At 36.2% G+C, this 15,705-nt stretch carries 17 protein-coding genes; 4 read left to right on the top strand and 13 right to left on the bottom strand.

Annotated features, from left to right (window positions below):
- Positions 1–27 precede the first annotated feature (27 nt).
- On the bottom strand, positions 28–1,284 hold the full coding sequence (locus ACN1CD_RS08320; RefSeq protein ID WP_419129946.1) for a prephenate dehydrogenase/arogenate dehydrogenase family protein: 1,257 nt from the start codon (positions 1,282–1,284) through the stop codon (positions 28–30).
- Between the two features lie 139 nt (positions 1,285–1,423).
- Here ACN1CD_RS08320 and ACN1CD_RS08315 point away from each other — a divergent pair, with 139 nt between their 5' ends.
- The gene (locus tag ACN1CD_RS08315) at positions 1,424–2,035 is read left to right on the top strand and encodes a hypothetical protein (protein ID WP_419129945.1); all 612 of its coding nucleotides are present in this window, start codon (positions 1,424–1,426) and stop codon (positions 2,033–2,035) included.
- Positions 2,036–2,054: 19 nt separating this feature from the next.
- Here ACN1CD_RS08315 and ACN1CD_RS08310 read toward each other — a convergent pair whose 3' ends face one another.
- Positions 2,055–2,708 carry a YiiX/YebB-like N1pC/P60 family cysteine hydrolase gene (locus ACN1CD_RS08310; protein ID WP_419129944.1) on the bottom strand — a complete coding sequence of 218 codons (654 nt, stop codon included), beginning with the start codon at positions 2,706–2,708 and terminating at the stop codon, positions 2,055–2,057.
- A gap of 11 nt (positions 2,709–2,719) precedes the next feature.
- On the bottom strand, positions 2,720–4,063 hold the full coding sequence (gene dgt, locus ACN1CD_RS08305; RefSeq protein ID WP_419129943.1) for a dGTP triphosphohydrolase: 1,344 nt from the start codon (positions 4,061–4,063) through the stop codon (positions 2,720–2,722).
- Between the two features lie 163 nt (positions 4,064–4,226).
- On the opposite strand from dgt, the gene ACN1CD_RS08300 reads away from it, so the two are divergent.
- Positions 4,227–4,613, top strand: coding sequence for a hypothetical protein (locus tag ACN1CD_RS08300; protein ID WP_419129942.1), 387 nt, complete (start codon positions 4,227–4,229; stop codon positions 4,611–4,613).
- A 9-nt stretch (positions 4,614–4,622) separates the two neighbouring features.
- Positions 4,623–4,817 (top strand): hypothetical protein, encoded by a 195-nt coding sequence (locus tag ACN1CD_RS08295; protein ID WP_419129941.1) that lies wholly within the window; start codon positions 4,623–4,625, stop codon positions 4,815–4,817.
- 150 nt (positions 4,818–4,967) lie between these two features.
- On the opposite strand, the gene ACN1CD_RS08290 is transcribed toward ACN1CD_RS08295, so the two are convergent.
- From ACN1CD_RS08290 to rpsL, 6 genes are all read right to left on the bottom strand, one after another.
- Complete coding sequence (locus tag ACN1CD_RS08290; protein WP_419129940.1) at positions 4,968–5,246, bottom strand: hypothetical protein; 279 nt, start codon at positions 5,244–5,246, stop codon at positions 4,968–4,970.
- A 179-nt stretch (positions 5,247–5,425) separates the two neighbouring features.
- Positions 5,426–5,671 (bottom strand): hypothetical protein, encoded by a 246-nt coding sequence (locus ACN1CD_RS08285; protein WP_419129939.1) that lies wholly within the window; start codon positions 5,669–5,671, stop codon positions 5,426–5,428.
- A 100-nt stretch (positions 5,672–5,771) separates the two neighbouring features.
- Positions 5,772–6,077, bottom strand: coding sequence for a 30S ribosomal protein S10 (rpsJ, locus tag ACN1CD_RS08280; protein ID WP_008244591.1), 306 nt, complete (start codon positions 6,075–6,077; stop codon positions 5,772–5,774).
- Between the two features lie 140 nt (positions 6,078–6,217).
- A complete protein-coding gene (gene fusA, locus ACN1CD_RS08275) occupies positions 6,218–8,332 on the bottom strand; it encodes an elongation factor G (RefSeq protein WP_419129938.1) in 2,115 nt (704 codons plus the stop codon).
- 132 nt (positions 8,333–8,464) lie between these two features.
- Positions 8,465–8,932 carry a 30S ribosomal protein S7 gene (gene rpsG, locus ACN1CD_RS08270; RefSeq protein WP_047798788.1) on the bottom strand — a complete coding sequence of 156 codons (468 nt, stop codon included), beginning with the start codon at positions 8,930–8,932 and terminating at the stop codon, positions 8,465–8,467.
- A gap of 17 nt (positions 8,933–8,949) precedes the next feature.
- The gene (gene rpsL / locus ACN1CD_RS08265; protein ID WP_008244597.1) at positions 8,950–9,363 is read right to left on the bottom strand and encodes a 30S ribosomal protein S12; all 414 of its coding nucleotides are present in this window, start codon (positions 9,361–9,363) and stop codon (positions 8,950–8,952) included.
- Positions 9,364–9,844: 481 nt separating this feature from the next.
- Here rpsL and ACN1CD_RS08260 point away from each other — a divergent pair, with 481 nt between their 5' ends.
- A complete protein-coding gene (locus ACN1CD_RS08260; RefSeq protein WP_419129937.1) occupies positions 9,845–10,264 on the top strand; it encodes a hypothetical protein in 420 nt (139 codons plus the stop codon).
- A gap of 12 nt (positions 10,265–10,276) precedes the next feature.
- Here ACN1CD_RS08260 and ACN1CD_RS08255 read toward each other — a convergent pair whose 3' ends face one another.
- The 4 genes from ACN1CD_RS08255 to ahcY form a co-directional block, all read right to left on the bottom strand.
- Positions 10,277–10,636: a helix-turn-helix domain-containing protein gene (locus ACN1CD_RS08255; protein ID WP_419129936.1), complete on the bottom strand. Its 360-nt coding sequence runs from the start codon at positions 10,634–10,636 to the stop codon at positions 10,277–10,279.
- Entirely contained in the window at positions 10,620–10,922 is a 303-nt protein-coding gene (locus tag ACN1CD_RS08250) for a type II toxin-antitoxin system HigB family toxin (RefSeq protein ID WP_419129935.1), read from the bottom strand. Before ACN1CD_RS08250 ends, ACN1CD_RS08255 begins: the two co-directional genes overlap by 17 nt.
- Before the next feature lie 94 nt (positions 10,923–11,016).
- Positions 11,017–13,830 carry a TonB-dependent receptor gene (locus ACN1CD_RS08245; RefSeq protein ID WP_419129934.1) on the bottom strand — a complete coding sequence of 938 codons (2,814 nt, stop codon included), beginning with the start codon at positions 13,828–13,830 and terminating at the stop codon, positions 11,017–11,019.
- Positions 13,831–14,096: 266 nt separating this feature from the next.
- A complete protein-coding gene (gene ahcY / locus ACN1CD_RS08240) occupies positions 14,097–15,413 on the bottom strand; it encodes an adenosylhomocysteinase (protein ID WP_419129933.1) in 1,317 nt (438 codons plus the stop codon).
- Positions 15,414–15,705 lie beyond the last annotated feature (292 nt).

Genomic DNA, 15,705 nt, shown 5'->3' with positions numbered 1-15,705 from the left:
TCTATCCTTTTAAAATTCAATCATTACCTACTTCCCCAACCGTTTAATCATTTCTGCACTAAGATCTCTCCCATCGTTTAATCGATTGGCAAAAAATGATTTTGCGGCCTCAAAATGTTCCTTATAACCCTTCAAATCTCCATAACCAATTATAGAAGCCCATTCATGCACAGCAGTATGAAATTCCAGATCATCACCACGGATGGATTTATCATACAATGCGGTATGAATCGATTCTTCTAACATCTCTTCGTTTTTGAAAAGATATTCAGCAATACCCAATCTGAGTTTAAATGGTGGTGTTTGGCAAATTAAATTGTCATAAGGATTTACGCCCATTTTATACCAGGCATATACCATGCTCAATAAACTTAAGTGAGAGTTGGGTTTTTGTTTATGGTCTGCATCAGAAAGGCTAAACTCCTTCATAATGTTATCATCCAGAAGCAAAAGGGTTCTGCTTTCATGAAAAACGAAATCGCGTGCAGCGTAAATTTTTTCCCTGAATGCCGTTTCGTTTTCACAGATCATCAATTTATACAATTCTGATTCTGCCTGAGCGTAATACTTAACCTGCTTCTGCGCATAGGGATTTAAGATAGCCAAACCTGCATAAATGTGAGATTTGTAACTAAAAATCCTCAGGGTAGTTAATATTTTTACGTTATCGATGCCGCCGGCATAAGCTGGATTATCCCATGGGAAAAAGCCAGCGTTCTTCCAGGCCGAGCCCATACTTTCAAAACCCATATGGGTTACCGCCTGCGTATCAGCAACAATGCGATCGTGCTCCCGGTAATCGTCCATTTCGATAATGTTCGATTTTAAAGACTTATAAATCTCCATCGCCTGCTTGTATACCTCATCTGTAGCACGATGACGAACCACTACCAGCGTTTGCCCTTCCGGACTAAATGCCGGACCATGTAAAGAATGGCAGGTTACAATCTGCGTATCGGCTGGAAGATGTTTTTCGAAGGCTGCAATTTCAGGATGTTTTACAGAGGTTTGTCCGGAAACAATAGCGCCGTATTTAGTAGAGCGGGCAAAAGTAGCCACTACTTCATCAATTTTTTCGGCTTCAACGCAATAGATAATAAAATCTGCTTTACGTGCAACCTCATGTCCATCTAGTAAAACTTCAACACCTTTAGGCTCGAGCTCACTTTTTAATTCGGCAAAACGCAAAGGCATATCTGCTCCACATACTTTATAACCAGCACCTGCAAACGATATGGCGTACAATTTGCCCATATCGCCTAAACCGATAATTCCTATTTGCATGCAGCAAATGTAATCTATCACGATTAATTTATAATAAAACCCAGATAAAATTGTTAATTTATAGATAATATAACATCATTTTTATGCATCATCATTGTATAAAAATGTAGTTTTACACTTTAACACCTATAATATTACTATGCGGAAACTTAAACCAACCCTATTATTTTTAGTAGCCATGCTATTTGTAAATATTGCATTCGGGCAGGCTAAACAAGACACTTCGAAAAATACTGATCCATCTTTAAGTGGCCAGTATAATTTTATGTTGAAAAAATCTAAAAGTTTATATGGTGCCAAATTGATTAATCCATCCAGGTTAGCTTCGTTTTGGAAAAGCGTTAACGATACTTTAAGAAAAGAGCGAAAACAACTTGGCGAAGCGAGACAGGAAATTAAATCGCAAAGTGAAAATATTGCCAGCTTAAAAGGCGAAGTAACCGGTAAAGAAAGTTCGCTTGCAAATGCCACTGCATCTGTTAATGAAATTAGTTTTCTGGGTATCGCTTTTAACAAAGGAACCTACAATACAATTGTATGGGCGATCATCATTGTATTAGGCGCTGGTTTGGCCATTGTAATTTTCCAATCTGGAAAATACCGTAAAGAAGCTACTTACCGAACTCAGCTATACCAGGAGGTTGCCGATGAGTTTCAAACACATAAAGTTAAGGCAAAAGATAAAGAAATGAGACTTGCCCGCGAGCTACAAGATGAAAGAAATAAATGGGATGATGCAAGAGGTAGATAACCGCTTAAACTTAATTTTATCAATTAGCTAAACGTTGATTGATAAAATTTCCCAATAACATTAGCTTTTCACTTGCAGCTAAACCATTCGGATTACAACCCGGTTTACCTTCCGGCACTTCGAGGTGCTGTTTTTTATAAAAATCAATCCAAAAATCGTCTGTCTTTCCGGTTTTTGGATTGATAAAAGTCATAGGTTCTAGTTTGAAAATGTGATCTTTCCTGAAAGATCTTTCAATAAAATCAGAGCAATAGTAAGAATTTTCATTAAGGATATAAGTCCAGTTGTAAGGCTTACCCATCATTTTTTTAGCCGATAATAAAGCAGCTGGAATAGCATATTGAAAACTGTCTTTTAAACGGTAGACCATTATTTTATTGTCTGCCGTTTTTTGTGTCTGATAAAAAGCAAGAATATTTTCTCTTATCGTTCCTCTTTTGGATGATGCATGCAAAACAAATGTAGCATCATGTCCCTTTTCGATAATTCCGATATGATCAAAAGCAATAGAATCCCTTTTTTGCGTCACCCGGTTAATGGCGCCAGAAAGGTTAGCTTTTTCGGCACCCACAAATATTAAATCGCCGTTTTTCAAATTACCAGTGGTAACCGTTTGCGCATTGGCTAAATGAAAAAAAAGCAGAAAACCACTGATAAAAATAAATACCCTCATAAAATTTAGCTTTAGGTTTCTGATGGAAAAGAAATGCCTTTGATGTTCCGATACAAATCAACCGCATATAAATCGGTCATACCAGAAACGAAATCTAAAACACTTTGCGTACGGGAGTAAATATCAGTCAGGTCGGTATGATATTGCTTTGGAATAAGCTTTACTAACTTTTGATAATAGTGCGTATTGTTATTAATAAGTGCGGGAACAAATTCCTCCAACAAACCAGCCATAATTTTGTAGCCTGCAACCTCTTTTTGTATAACAGAAGAGAAGTTATAAATCCGTTCCACAGATACGGCCTCTACGGCTTTCCATGCGGTAAGATAAGGTTCAGGCAAAAGATCAGTGAGGCTATGATTTAGTTCACCTTTTAATAAAGATTCCTGTTCCTGAAAAAAGATTCCTGCACAAATATTGGTTAGCGTATTAATGGCTTTTGCCCTTAACAAACCTATTTTCGCATCATCGTCTTCATAATCATTTTTCAATCTTTCCTCTATTGTTTTAGAATTAGAGAAAGGCAAAAGATAATTTTTTACTTCTTCGTAAGACAATATTTTTAGTCGGTGTGCATCTTCCAAATCGATGATGCTATAACAAATGTCATCAGCAGCCTCTACCAAATAAACTAAAGGATGACGTTTGTAAATCAGGTACTCGTTTTCCTCTTGCGTTAACCTCAACTCGGTTGCAATCTTTTTAAATGATTCTTCCTCAGACTGAAAAAAACCATACTTTTTTCGATGCAAAAGCTTTTTTTGTTTTCCAGCAATTGATGCACACGGATACTTGGCAATTGAGGCCAAAGTTGAATAAGTTAAAGCATAAGCATCATTCCCCTTCCCTTTTAAAGGATGGGTGAGAATTCGAATGGCGTTTGCATTACCTTCGAAATTTATGAGGTCATGCCACTGCGATTCTTTCATCTCTTTCTGGTAAACACGACCATCACCATCGGTAAAATAACGTGAAATTGCGGCTTCGCCTGAGTGTCCAAATGCTGGATTGCCCAGGTCGTGAGCGAGTGCTGCAGCGGCTACAATATTTCCAACTTCGCTAATCAACGGAACATCTTTAATTAACGATGGCTGGTGTTCTTCCAGGTTATTTAGAAAGATATTTGCCATAGAACGGGCCACACTTGCCACTTCTAAGCTATGTGTTAAACGATTGTGCACAAAAACACTTCCCGGCAAAGGAAAGACCTGGGTTTTATTCTGTAAACGCCTGAATGGTGAAGAAAATATTAAGCGATCGTAATCTCTCTGAAAATCCGATCGAGCCTTATCCCGATCACCCGTCCAACTCTCCTGCCCAAACCTTTTATTCGATAGCAAATATTTCCACTCCATTTAATGTAATCTCTAAAATTTGGCGCAAGTTAAACAAAAGCAGAAAACTCATGTCAAAAATTCGTCAATGCAATTCCTCAATGGTTTGCTAAAGGTTTGATCATCTGCGAGACTTATTACAAACCATTTGCCTGCCTGGATGTTCTTTATAAAAAATAAAGTTATGAAAACGAGCATTTATAATAAGGATGAACATACCGAAGGTTACATCGGAAATGGTAATACCGATAAAAAATCTGACGTTCAAAAGGCGTATGAAAAGGGTAATGATGTAAATGAAGTTACGCCTTTTGGACAAGTGCCAATAGCCCAAGAAAATACTAATGATTTTACCGAGGGTAATATCGAAGCGAGAGATGGTTTCGACAATACTGGTACCCAGGGAAAAGATTCACTCAGTGATGATACTTATAACAGTACTGATAAGCAGCATACCGTTGATAGTGCAGCAAGTGAGACTGGTAGCTCATCTGATGATTTTAAGGACGACATTGAAAAATCAGATATAAAACAACGAAACGAAGATGACGTTCTTAATACAGGTATTTAAAATAAAATTATGGGATTATTAAAATATGTTTTTTGGGGTACTGCGTCTGTTTTTGTACTCCACTATTTAACCAAGAAAAGGTTAACAGATGGAAAATCTATTGTTGATGATGTTATCGAAAAAACACCAAAAATAGCTAAAGAAGTAAAAACATTAAGTCGCAATATTAAAATGGATTATCAGCAGGCAACTGGTTTCTATTAGTTAAAAGAAATACAACACCAGTATTTTTGAATGAGAATAGACATTTATCTTTCTGGGTTAATCTTCAAAAACGTAGAATTTTAATAATGTCTTATCTACCGTGAAGCCAATAATAAAAAAGGGATTAATAAAAATTAATCCCTTTTTTATTTATAAATCTTTACCCCCCAGACCTTTTTCTTTGGTACTATTTCTATTCGCCGGGTCTTCCCCTGTACTCAGGTTTGTATTTTTCAGATTTTCGTTGACATCGATTTCTGTTTCCTTAACTTTAGCAATATGATCATCATCGGGAACATCCTTTCTTTTAAATGGCGAGTTACTGATATGACCATATGTAGCATCTTCATGATCCCATTCTATGTTTTGATCAGGCTTTTGAAACTGATCTTCTTTTTGCGCTCCATTTGCTTTATTATCAGTACTCATATCATTTTAATTTTGGTTGTTTATAATTAACACCACTGTAACACAGAAAGTTTGGAAGTTCGCATTTAATTTTTGATGAGATTAAGTATAATATTCAAATAGTAAGGAAACCCTCAAAATTTGCCAAGTAAAACTGGCAATTAGCTTCAAAGTAAGAATCAGGATAATTAATTGAGGGGTTATTTTACGCCTTTTTCCTGATCTAAATCAGTATCACTATCAACATCATTTTTGCTCGAGCCATTTTCGTCTCTATGTTTAGGGGGATTTTCCATCCTGCTTTGCTCTAATTCTGAAAAGTCACTACCTTTCTGATTGGCAATTTCGCCATGTGATGAAGGCTTTTTGGTGGAGTCTTCCTTTGGATCTGCAAAATCCTGACCTTCAACTGGCAAATTTTCCTCTTCTTTTAATGGCTTATTCATGCTAGTTAAACCTTAAGTATTCATTTTTGTTTGAAAAGATAGGGCACAAAAAAAGGTCGTGATGTAAAAATCACGACCTTTTCTTAATCTTTTAAATCAATTAAACTTTGATTTCAACTTCAACACCGCTAGGTAATTCAAGTTTCATTAAAGCATCAACTGTTTTAGAGTTAGAGCTGTAAATATCCAATAAGCGTTTGTAAGCGCACAATTGGAATTGCTCTCTAGCTTTTTTGTTTACGTGTGGAGAACGTAAAACAGTGAAGATTTTTTTCTCTGTAGGAAGTGGAATTGGACCACTTACAACTGCACCCGTAGGTTTAACAGTTTTTACGATTTTCTCTGCAGATTTATCTACTAAGTTGTAATCGTAAGATTTTAATTTAATTCTGATTCTTTGGCTCATCTTATTTTTAATTATGATTCCCTGTTAGAGCTATTAACAACAGAAATCGGATTTATCTTTCTAGTAGCAAGTATTTAGTATCGAGTATCAAGACTAAATACAGGTCTTGATACTTGATACTTTTATCTTGATACTTAATTTTAGTCTTCAGATTTTACTCTTCCTTTAGATTTAGCAATTACTTCATCCTGTACGTTTTTAGGCGCAGCTTCGTAGTGGTCAAATTCCATTGTAGAAGTTGCACGGCCTGAAGTGATAGTACGTAACTGCGTTACATAACCAAACATTTCAGAAAGAGGCACAGTTGCTTTAATTACCTGAGATCCATTACGGGTATCCATACCTAATAACTGACCACGACGACGGTTCATATCACCGATTACATCACCCATGTTTTCTTCAGGGGTTAAGATTTCGATTTTCATGATTGGCTCCATCAAAGTAGGCTTACATTTAGGTAAAGCTTCACGATAGGCCATTTTAGCTGCAAGTTCAAATGATAAAGCATCTGAATCGACTGCGTGGAATGAACCATCAGTTAAACGAACTTTCATATCAGGAAGTGGATAACCTGCTAATACACCATTCGCCATTGAAGCAGCAAAACCTTTTTCTACTGAAGGGATAAATTCACGAGGAATTGAACCACCAGTAATTTCATTTACGAACTGTAAACCACCTTTTTCGAAATCAGCATCAATTGGTGAGATAATTACTGAAATATCAGCAAATTTACCACGACCACCTGATTGTTTCTTATAAGTTTCACGGTGAGTAGTTGTACCGAAAATAGCTTCTTTGTAAGCTACTTGCGGTGCTCCCTGGTTAACCTCAACTTTAAATTCGCGTTTTAAACGATCGATCAAGATATCTAAGTGAAGCTCACCCATACCAGAGATTACAGTTTGACCAGTTTCCTGATCTGTTTGAACTCTGAATGTAGGATCTTCTTCAGCTAATTTACCTAAACCAATACCTAATTTATCAACATCAGCCTGAGTTTTAGGCTCAATAGCTAAACCGATAACTGGCTCTGGGAAATCCATTGATTCAAGAACGATTGGATGTTTCTCATCACAAAGTGTATCACCTGTTTTGATATCTTTAAATCCAACTACCGCAGCAATATCACCAGCAGCCACATTTGGCACAGGATTTTGCTTGTTAGCATGCATTTGGAAGATACGAGAGATACGTTCTTTATTTTCTGAACGAGAATTATAAACGTAAGAACCCGCTTCTAAGTTACCCGAGTAAACACGGATGAAACATAAACGACCTACGAATGGGTCAGTTGCAATTTTAAAAGCTAAAGCTGCAAATGGCTCAGTAATGCTTGGTTTTAATAAAATTTCTTCGTCGTTATCTGGGTTAGTACCAATAACACCTTCGCTATCCATAGGTGAAGGCAATAACTCCATCACATAATCAAGCATAGTTTGTACACCTTTATTTTTGAAAGATGAACCACAAACCATAGGTACAATTTTAGCATCTAAAACAGCTGCACGTAAAGCATCTAAAACTTCACGTTCTGTGATTGTTTCTGGCGCCTCGAAGAATTTCTCCATTAACGACTCATCATAATCAGCAACCGATTCCAATAATTTCTCTCTCCACTCAGCAACTTCATCAATCATATCCTCTGGGATAGGCACTTCAGTAAAGGTCATCCCTTTATCGTGCTCATTCCAAACGATACCACGGTTATTAATTAAATCAACAACACCTTTAAATCCGTCTTCAGAACCGATAGGTAACTGCAATGGAACTGCATTACTACCTAACATTTCTTTAACTTGTTTAACAACTTTTAAAAAGTCTGCTCCAGAACGGTCCATTTTATTAACGAAACCGATACGAGGCACACTGTAGTTGTTTGCTAAACGCCAGTTAGTTTCCGATTGAGGCTCAACACCATCAACAGCCGAAAACAAGAATACTAATCCATCTAATACACGTAATGAACGGTTTACCTCTACGGTAAAATCCACGTGACCAGGAGTATCAATAACGTTAACATGATATTTTTGACCTCTGTAATTCCAATCAACCGTAGTTGCTGCAGAAGTAATTGTGATACCACGCTCTTGCTCTTGTGCCATCCAATCCATTGTTGCCGCACCTTCGTGCACTTCACCAATTTTATGACTTACACCAGCATAATAAAGAATACGCTCTGTTGTTGTAGTTTTACCTGCATCAATGTGAGCCGCGATTCCAATATTTCTTGTAAATTTTAAATCTCTTGCCATTATATTTTTTTGTTGATTTATCTGATTTTAAATGATTACACCGATTATGTTAAAAACAAATCGGTGTAATTTATCTAATCAGTATAATCTTCTAATTAAATCTGTGTAATCTTACTAATTTGTAATCAACTACTAGAAACGGAAGTGAGAGAACGCTTTGTTAGCCTCAGCCATTTTATGCGTATCTTCTTTCTTCTTAACAGCAGCGCCTTCACCTTTAGCAGCAGCAACGATTTCTCCAGCTAATTTCTCTTTCATCGTTTTTTCACCACGACGACGAGCGTATAAAATTAACCATTTCATACCTAGAGCTGTTTTACGTTCTGGTCTAACCTCAGTTGGAACCTGGAAGTTAGCACCACCAACACGACGAGATTTAACCTCTACAGCTGGCATAATATTAGTTAATGCACGTTTAAATATCTCTAAACCGTTTTCACCTGCTTTTTTCTCAGCAATTTCAACAGCATCGTAAAAAATAGCATAAGCGATAGATTTTTTTCCATCGTACATCATATTGTTTACAAAACGAGTTACTTGAACATCGTTAAATTTTGGATCAGGAAGAATAATTCTCTTCTTTGGTTTTGACTTTCTCATTTCTTATTTCCTCCCGATTATTTCTTTTTACCTTTTGTTGGTGCCGCAGCTACTTGCCCTGGTTTAGGACGTTTAGTACCATATTTAGAACGACGTTGGTTACGACCAGCTACACCTGATGTATCTAATGCACCACGGATAATGTGGTAACGTACACCTGGTAAATCTTTAACACGACCACCACGGATCAATACGATTGAGTGTTCCTGTAAGTTGTGACCTTCTCCAGGAATGTATGCATTCACCTCTTTACCGTTCGTTAAACGAACACGGGCAACTTTACGCATTGCTGAGTTTGGTTTTTTAGGGGTAGTGGTGTACACACGTGTACATACACCTCTTCGCTGTGGACAGCTGTCCAACGCTGGAGACTTACTCTTGAACTCCAGTGCTACTCTACCTTTTCTAACTAATTGTTGAATGGTTGGCATTGTGCTTTTTTATGTTTTTATTAAAAAATTACCGCTCCCCCGGCATCTTCGCAGATCGCCTATAAAACGGACTGCAAAAGTAGAACAATTCTTTTTAAGAATCAAGGGGTTAGCGGAAAAAGTTTTCAATTGGCAGTTATCAGTTTACAGTTGAAGATTAAGTAGTTGCGAATTCTTTTGCGAACCCAATAACAAACTCGTCATGCTGAACTTGTTTCAGCATCTTAATAATATAATTATTATCTTTTTTTGGAAAGCAATTGCAGTAACGCTTAGGTTAGGTTCTGTCCCGCTAATGCTGCTGCCGAAGAAGAATCGGCATTCGCGAATATCGGGTTTAGGTGGCAAATGACTAATAATTGAATTCAGCCGTACCAAATGGCCAATAAATAATTCCAAATAAGGCTGTATATTCAACCTATCATTTACCTTTAAAGATTTCGCTTTATCAACATTTTAAAAGAAACATATCATAAATTCAATGATTAGCATAACTCAAATATTAACTGGATTAATAAGCGCATTAGTTGGTGGTATCCTAGCAACTTATTTAAAATCTTATTTAGATAAAAAAAATGAAATAGAATTATCTAAACAAAAAATTAACGAAGACAAATATCGCTCTATGCTTATTTTCATGGCATGTGCATTAGATATTAATAAGAAAAGATACTTTTCACTTAATGAGCAAGTTTTGAATGAAACGGCTGAAGATTACTTAAATCAAATAAAAGAATATTATTATCATAGTATCTTATATTCATCCGATCAAGTTATCTTAAGCATCAAAGATTTCATTGATAATCCATCACAAAATAATTATATTAAAGCGGCAAAGGCAATGCGTAAAGATATTTGGGGAGAGAAAACTAAATTAACTTTTGACCAGATAAAATTATAATTAGACAAAAAATTAGTATGCCCCTATCAAACTTTCAGCAGGAATATTCAAGACCTCATGAAGTTTACGTATCATATTCAAACTTAACTTGCGTTTGCCATTAAGTATTTCAGATTGGCGACTTCGTGCCCCAAATATTTTCGACAATTCTGTTGGCGTTTTTCCCAATTGCTCTAATCTAAATTTTATGGCGTCTATTGGAGATGGAGGTAAAATTGGATATTGAGCTTCTTCATAATGCTCAATTAATAATGCAAGTAATTCAAGTTCATCAGCCTGTTCAGAACCTAAAACAATATTTTCTTGCATTAATAAATATGCCTTTTTCAAAGCCAATTCATATTCTTCCTCTGTTTTAATTATTTTTAACATAATTTACATCCTCCACTTTAATTTTATCATATTCAGCATGAGTTCCAACCCATACCACAAAAATAATCTTTAACTTAAACTCTATATCGACGATTAATCGATAATGATTTACTTTAATGTTAAAAACAAATCGTTTTCCAGTAATTAAATCAGCCGTAGGATAAAGTTTAATAATATCCTCAGGCTTTTCCCAACGTTGTTCTATTATCTCTCCATACCAAGCCTCAAGACTTGCTTTCGCGTTTGCATGTTTTTTATAAAAGTTTACCAATGTTTTTTTTTGCAATGACACGCATGAAAAATAATTTACACAAATATATTACCAAATTGGTAACAAAATAAATTATTCACAAATAATCCGTAATGATTGAAAAATGTAATTAATTCACCGTACTCCGCGGATTACTTCTCTCTTTAGATGCTCCGGCTTTACTGATCTTGTAATTTAGCGATAGATAAAAATATCTGGTGATGGTATTGAAACGAATATCTTCTATCCTACTTCCATTAATTGTTCGGTCTATATTTGTATTTTGATTTAAAATATCAAATCCTTTTAAAGCCAGGGTTATTCTTCTATTCATGAAGTATTGCTCAAAACCGGCGTTCAATAGAAACACATTATTATTGAATCCATCGGCCCTACCCGCAGTACCATTGTGCTGCAATTCGCCACTTAAGCGGGTGTTTTTAATAAACTCATAACTAAGGTTTGCACTGTTAGAGAAATTGAAATATTTATTATCAATGGCGCTCGGCTGTGAGTTATTCACCCTACTATATTGAACACTGATATAAATTCCGGCATTTATTTTATCATCAATATCGTAACTCACATTGGCATTCGGTCCGAAATTGTAACGGTCGGTAATATTTTTCTCGTTATTGATAAAAGAGGTGCCGTGTGAGACAAATAAATTAATCCCATAACCTGATCTCAAACCTTTAATTTTCGTAGGCTGACCGAAATTGGTACCGGTATTGATGTAATAGTTACCATCTACATTTACAGGTTGCACATATTGAACGCCATCTCTGTAAACAATACTGTTGCCAACATCATCTAAACTATAATTAATTAAAAAATAACCATTCCAGTATTTATTGTTATCAGCACTGAAGGTGTTGAAATTCACAGATAAGCGATGGCTTTTTCTGGCTTCCAGATCTGGATTTCCCTCACGCCGGTACAATGGATTGGTATTGTTTTGAACGGGTTGAAGATCATTTACCGATGGCAGATTAACATTTGCATTATAATTTAACTGTAGTGTTTGATTGGTGGTGTTTCTGAAATTAAGGCTAATCCTCGGCAGGATGTTATAATATTTCCTTTCAATATTATTAATATTAACACCTGCACTATTAAAAGCTGAAGCATCTAATCCAGTCTCCTGAAACCCAAAACCCAAATTATAAGTCCATTGTGTACGGTTATAAATCAAACCTACTCGAGCAGTTTGTGTCCATGTTCTGTTTTCCAGCAGATTACTGAGATCAGGAACAACTGTATCGTATGTATTATTTAACGGATTATAACTCAGCGTTGATTGTTGTGCATCAACCTTTCCATCGTTTCTGATATAGGCGATATTACTATTTAATTTTTTATCAATAATCGGTCGGATATAGTTGATGGCAACAGATGTACTTCTCGACTTATTTTGTTGTTCTGCTTGTTGGTTTAAGTCGGTAATATCCACACCTCCCGCCCGGTAGTTATTGATAATCGATTGATTTAGCCAATTGGAGTTAAAAGTATTTTGCGTTCCGTTTAAGCCGATAATGACAGATCCTTTTTTTAGGCGGCGCGTAGCCGAAAGCTCTCCAAAAAAAGCTGGCGTAGAATTCCGCTGATCCAGGAACTGGTTGCCATCATTTGTTTTTCCGGCAAGATCAAGCGTAGTATTAAAATCCCTGCTATTGATATTAGTAGTATAATTTAAGATGGCGTTAGACCGAAAAGTAAGATCTGTTAATGAATCAGGATGATATTCTACTTTGAAGTTGAAACGATGCGCCTGATTATCTGAATTGCGATTGGAGATTTCATTCGTCCTTAATACATCATCTTGATTAATATCCTGCACATTTGAGAACCTGGTTCCTAAACCTTTGCTGAAATACGTGAAATAACTGCTGCTCAATGTCAACTTGTCTTTAGTTCCCCAACTGTTGCTAAAATTTACGCCACCACTATGGGTAGTCACCGCTCCCATAGCGCTATTATCGAAAACTCCAGAGCCGCCAATAGTAGTACGCCCATTATTAACGTTTATCGAAAAACCTCCACCACCCGGAGGGGCAAAAATATTCCCTAAATTACCACCTGTAAAACTGCTTAAATCTTCATATTGAAAACTGGCATTACTCACATTATTACTCATACCCAAAATGGCAAACTGCTTTTTTTTGGTAAAGTGATTTGCGCTTAAATAACTATTGTACTTATCTGTGGTACCACCAAATAAATTCGCATTCCCAAACCAACCATTCTTTTTATCTTCTTTGATGGTTAAGTTAAGTACCTTTTCCCGCTGACCATCGTCGATTCCTGTAGCCTTCGCTTCAAGTGTTTTGCTATCAATTAACTGAACCTTCGCAATTACATCTGCTGGTAAGTTTTTGGTGGCTGTTTTTGGATCAGTACCGAAGAAATCTTTTCCATCTACCGTTAGCCGGGTTACTTTTTGTCCTTGTACCAGAATACTTCCGTCTTTATCAATGGTTACACCAGGTAATTTCTTCAATAAATCTTCAACTGCTGCATTAGGCTGAGTTTTATAGGCATCGGCATTAAACTCAACAGTATCTTTTTTGATAGTAGCAGTAGCGTACTTCCCTGCAATAGAAACATCTTTCAATGCAATAGCATCTTCCTTCATCTTTAGTGTTCCTAAATCCAATATTTTACCATTAACGTGAATGGCTTTCGAAACTGAATTATAGCCCATGGCTGATATTTTCAACAAATAATCTCCATTGAACACATTGTTGAAAGAAAATTCCCCTGATTTATTGCTTACCACCCCTATTTTCTTAGTGGAATCAGCTTTGCTTGTCAGAACAATTCCCACATACTCTAAAGGCATATTGGTTTTTTCTTCGATAACTTTACCGGTAACAGCAACTTCTTCTTGTGCGAAGACTTTCGTAGATAATAAGCATAATAAAATAAGTAAGCAATTTTTCATAGATAAAATGATGATTTTAGTTTGTTTGTGATGGAAAGTTCAGCTCAACTCCGATTATAAGACGCAAGAAGTATGGGAATGTGACAGCATTTTTCATTTTATTTGAAAAAAGAAATCACACCTAATCATCGGATGAATATCTGCATACTTTACATATTCATCGGATGACTGAAAAAGATAAATGCAAAAAAAGGGATATGCAATTTTTGCACATCCCTTTTATATCTCAACTCATGACTCTGAACTATAGACTCACGACTATTTTTTTAGTAACGATATTCGTCTGATTTGAATGGACCTTCTACAGGTACGCCAATGTAATCAGCCTGGTGTTGATCTAAAACATCTAATTCTACACCAATTTTAGCTAAATGTAATCGAGCAACTTTCTCATCTAAATACTTAGGTAAAACATAAACTTTGTTTTCATACTTATCAGTGTTAGTCCAAAGCTCTAATTGTGCTAAAGTTTGGTTGGTAAATGAGTTACTCATTACAAAACTTGGGTGACCTGTTGCACAACCTAAGTTAACCAAACGACCTTCTGCCAAGATGATTACATCTTTACCGTCAATAGTATATTTATCAACCTGAGGTTTAATTTCAACTTTAGTATCGCCATAAGCACCGTTTAACCAAGCCATATCGATTTCGTTATCGAAGTGACCGATGTTACAAACAATTGCTTTATCTTTTAATGCTCTGAAGTGTTGTTCGCGAACAATATCACAATTACCAGTAGTGGTTACCACGATATCAGCTTCCTTAATTGCAGTAGCTAATTTTTTAACTTCGTAACCTTCCATAGCAGCCTGTAATGCACAGATCGGATCAATTTCGGTAACAATAACACGTACACCTTGTGAGCTTAATGATTCTGCAGAACCTTTACCCACATCACCATAACCGCAAACAACAGCTACTTTACCTGCCATCATGACATCAGTTGCACGACGAATCGCATCTACTAATGATTCACGACATCCGTATTTATTATCGAATTTAGATTTAGTTACAGAATCATTCACGTTAATTGCCGGTAAGTGCAATGTTCCGTTTTTCATTCTTTCGTACAAGCGGTGAACTCCTGTTGTAGTTTCTTCTGATAAACCTTTAATTGCAGCAATCAGCTCAGGATATTGATCAAAAACCATGTTGGTTAAATCGCCACCATCATCTAAAATCATATTTAATGGTTTTTGCTCCGGGCCGAAGTGTAAAGTTTGTTCAATACACCAATCGAATTCTTCTTCGTTTAATCCTTTCCAGGCATAAACCTGAATCCCAGCAGCAGCAATTGCAGCAGCAGCATGATCTTGAGTGGAAAAAATATTACATGATGACCAGGTTACTTCTGCACCTAAAGCCACTAATGTTTCAATTAAAACAGCCGTTTGGATGGTCATGTGCAGACAGCCTGCAATGCGCGCACCTGCTAAAGGTTGTGAAGGACCGAATTCTTCACGTAAACTCATCAAACCTGGCATTTCTGCTTCGGCTAATCCGATTTCTTTACGGCCCCATTCTGCCAGTGAAATGTCCTTAACTTTGTAAGGGATATAAGTTGTCTCTACTGATGACATAATTATTTGTTTTTAAATGTGATGTAAAGTTACGGCATCCCTTTGTGAAAGCCAAATAATTAAAAGAGCAAGGTGGTTTACGCAATGTAAAATAGTTCATATTTATATCAGGATTTTGAAAGCAGATTCAATATTTTTCGTTACATCAGTCCTGCTGGCCCCTACATGTTCCAATAGAAAAACCAGAGGCTTCTCGTACCATCAGGTTTATTGCACTTAAAACTGTATTCCTTTTGTAACCATGGCATCAACAAAAATAAAACTTTGATTTTCAGCTAATTATTTCTTAAAT

The organism is Pedobacter sp. N23S346 (genome assembly GCF_048515415.1).
Lineage (GTDB): Bacteria > Bacteroidota > Bacteroidia > Sphingobacteriales > Sphingobacteriaceae > Pedobacter.
Note: the sequence above shows the minus strand (reverse complement) of the source record. Positions and strands in the feature narration are given on the sequence as shown.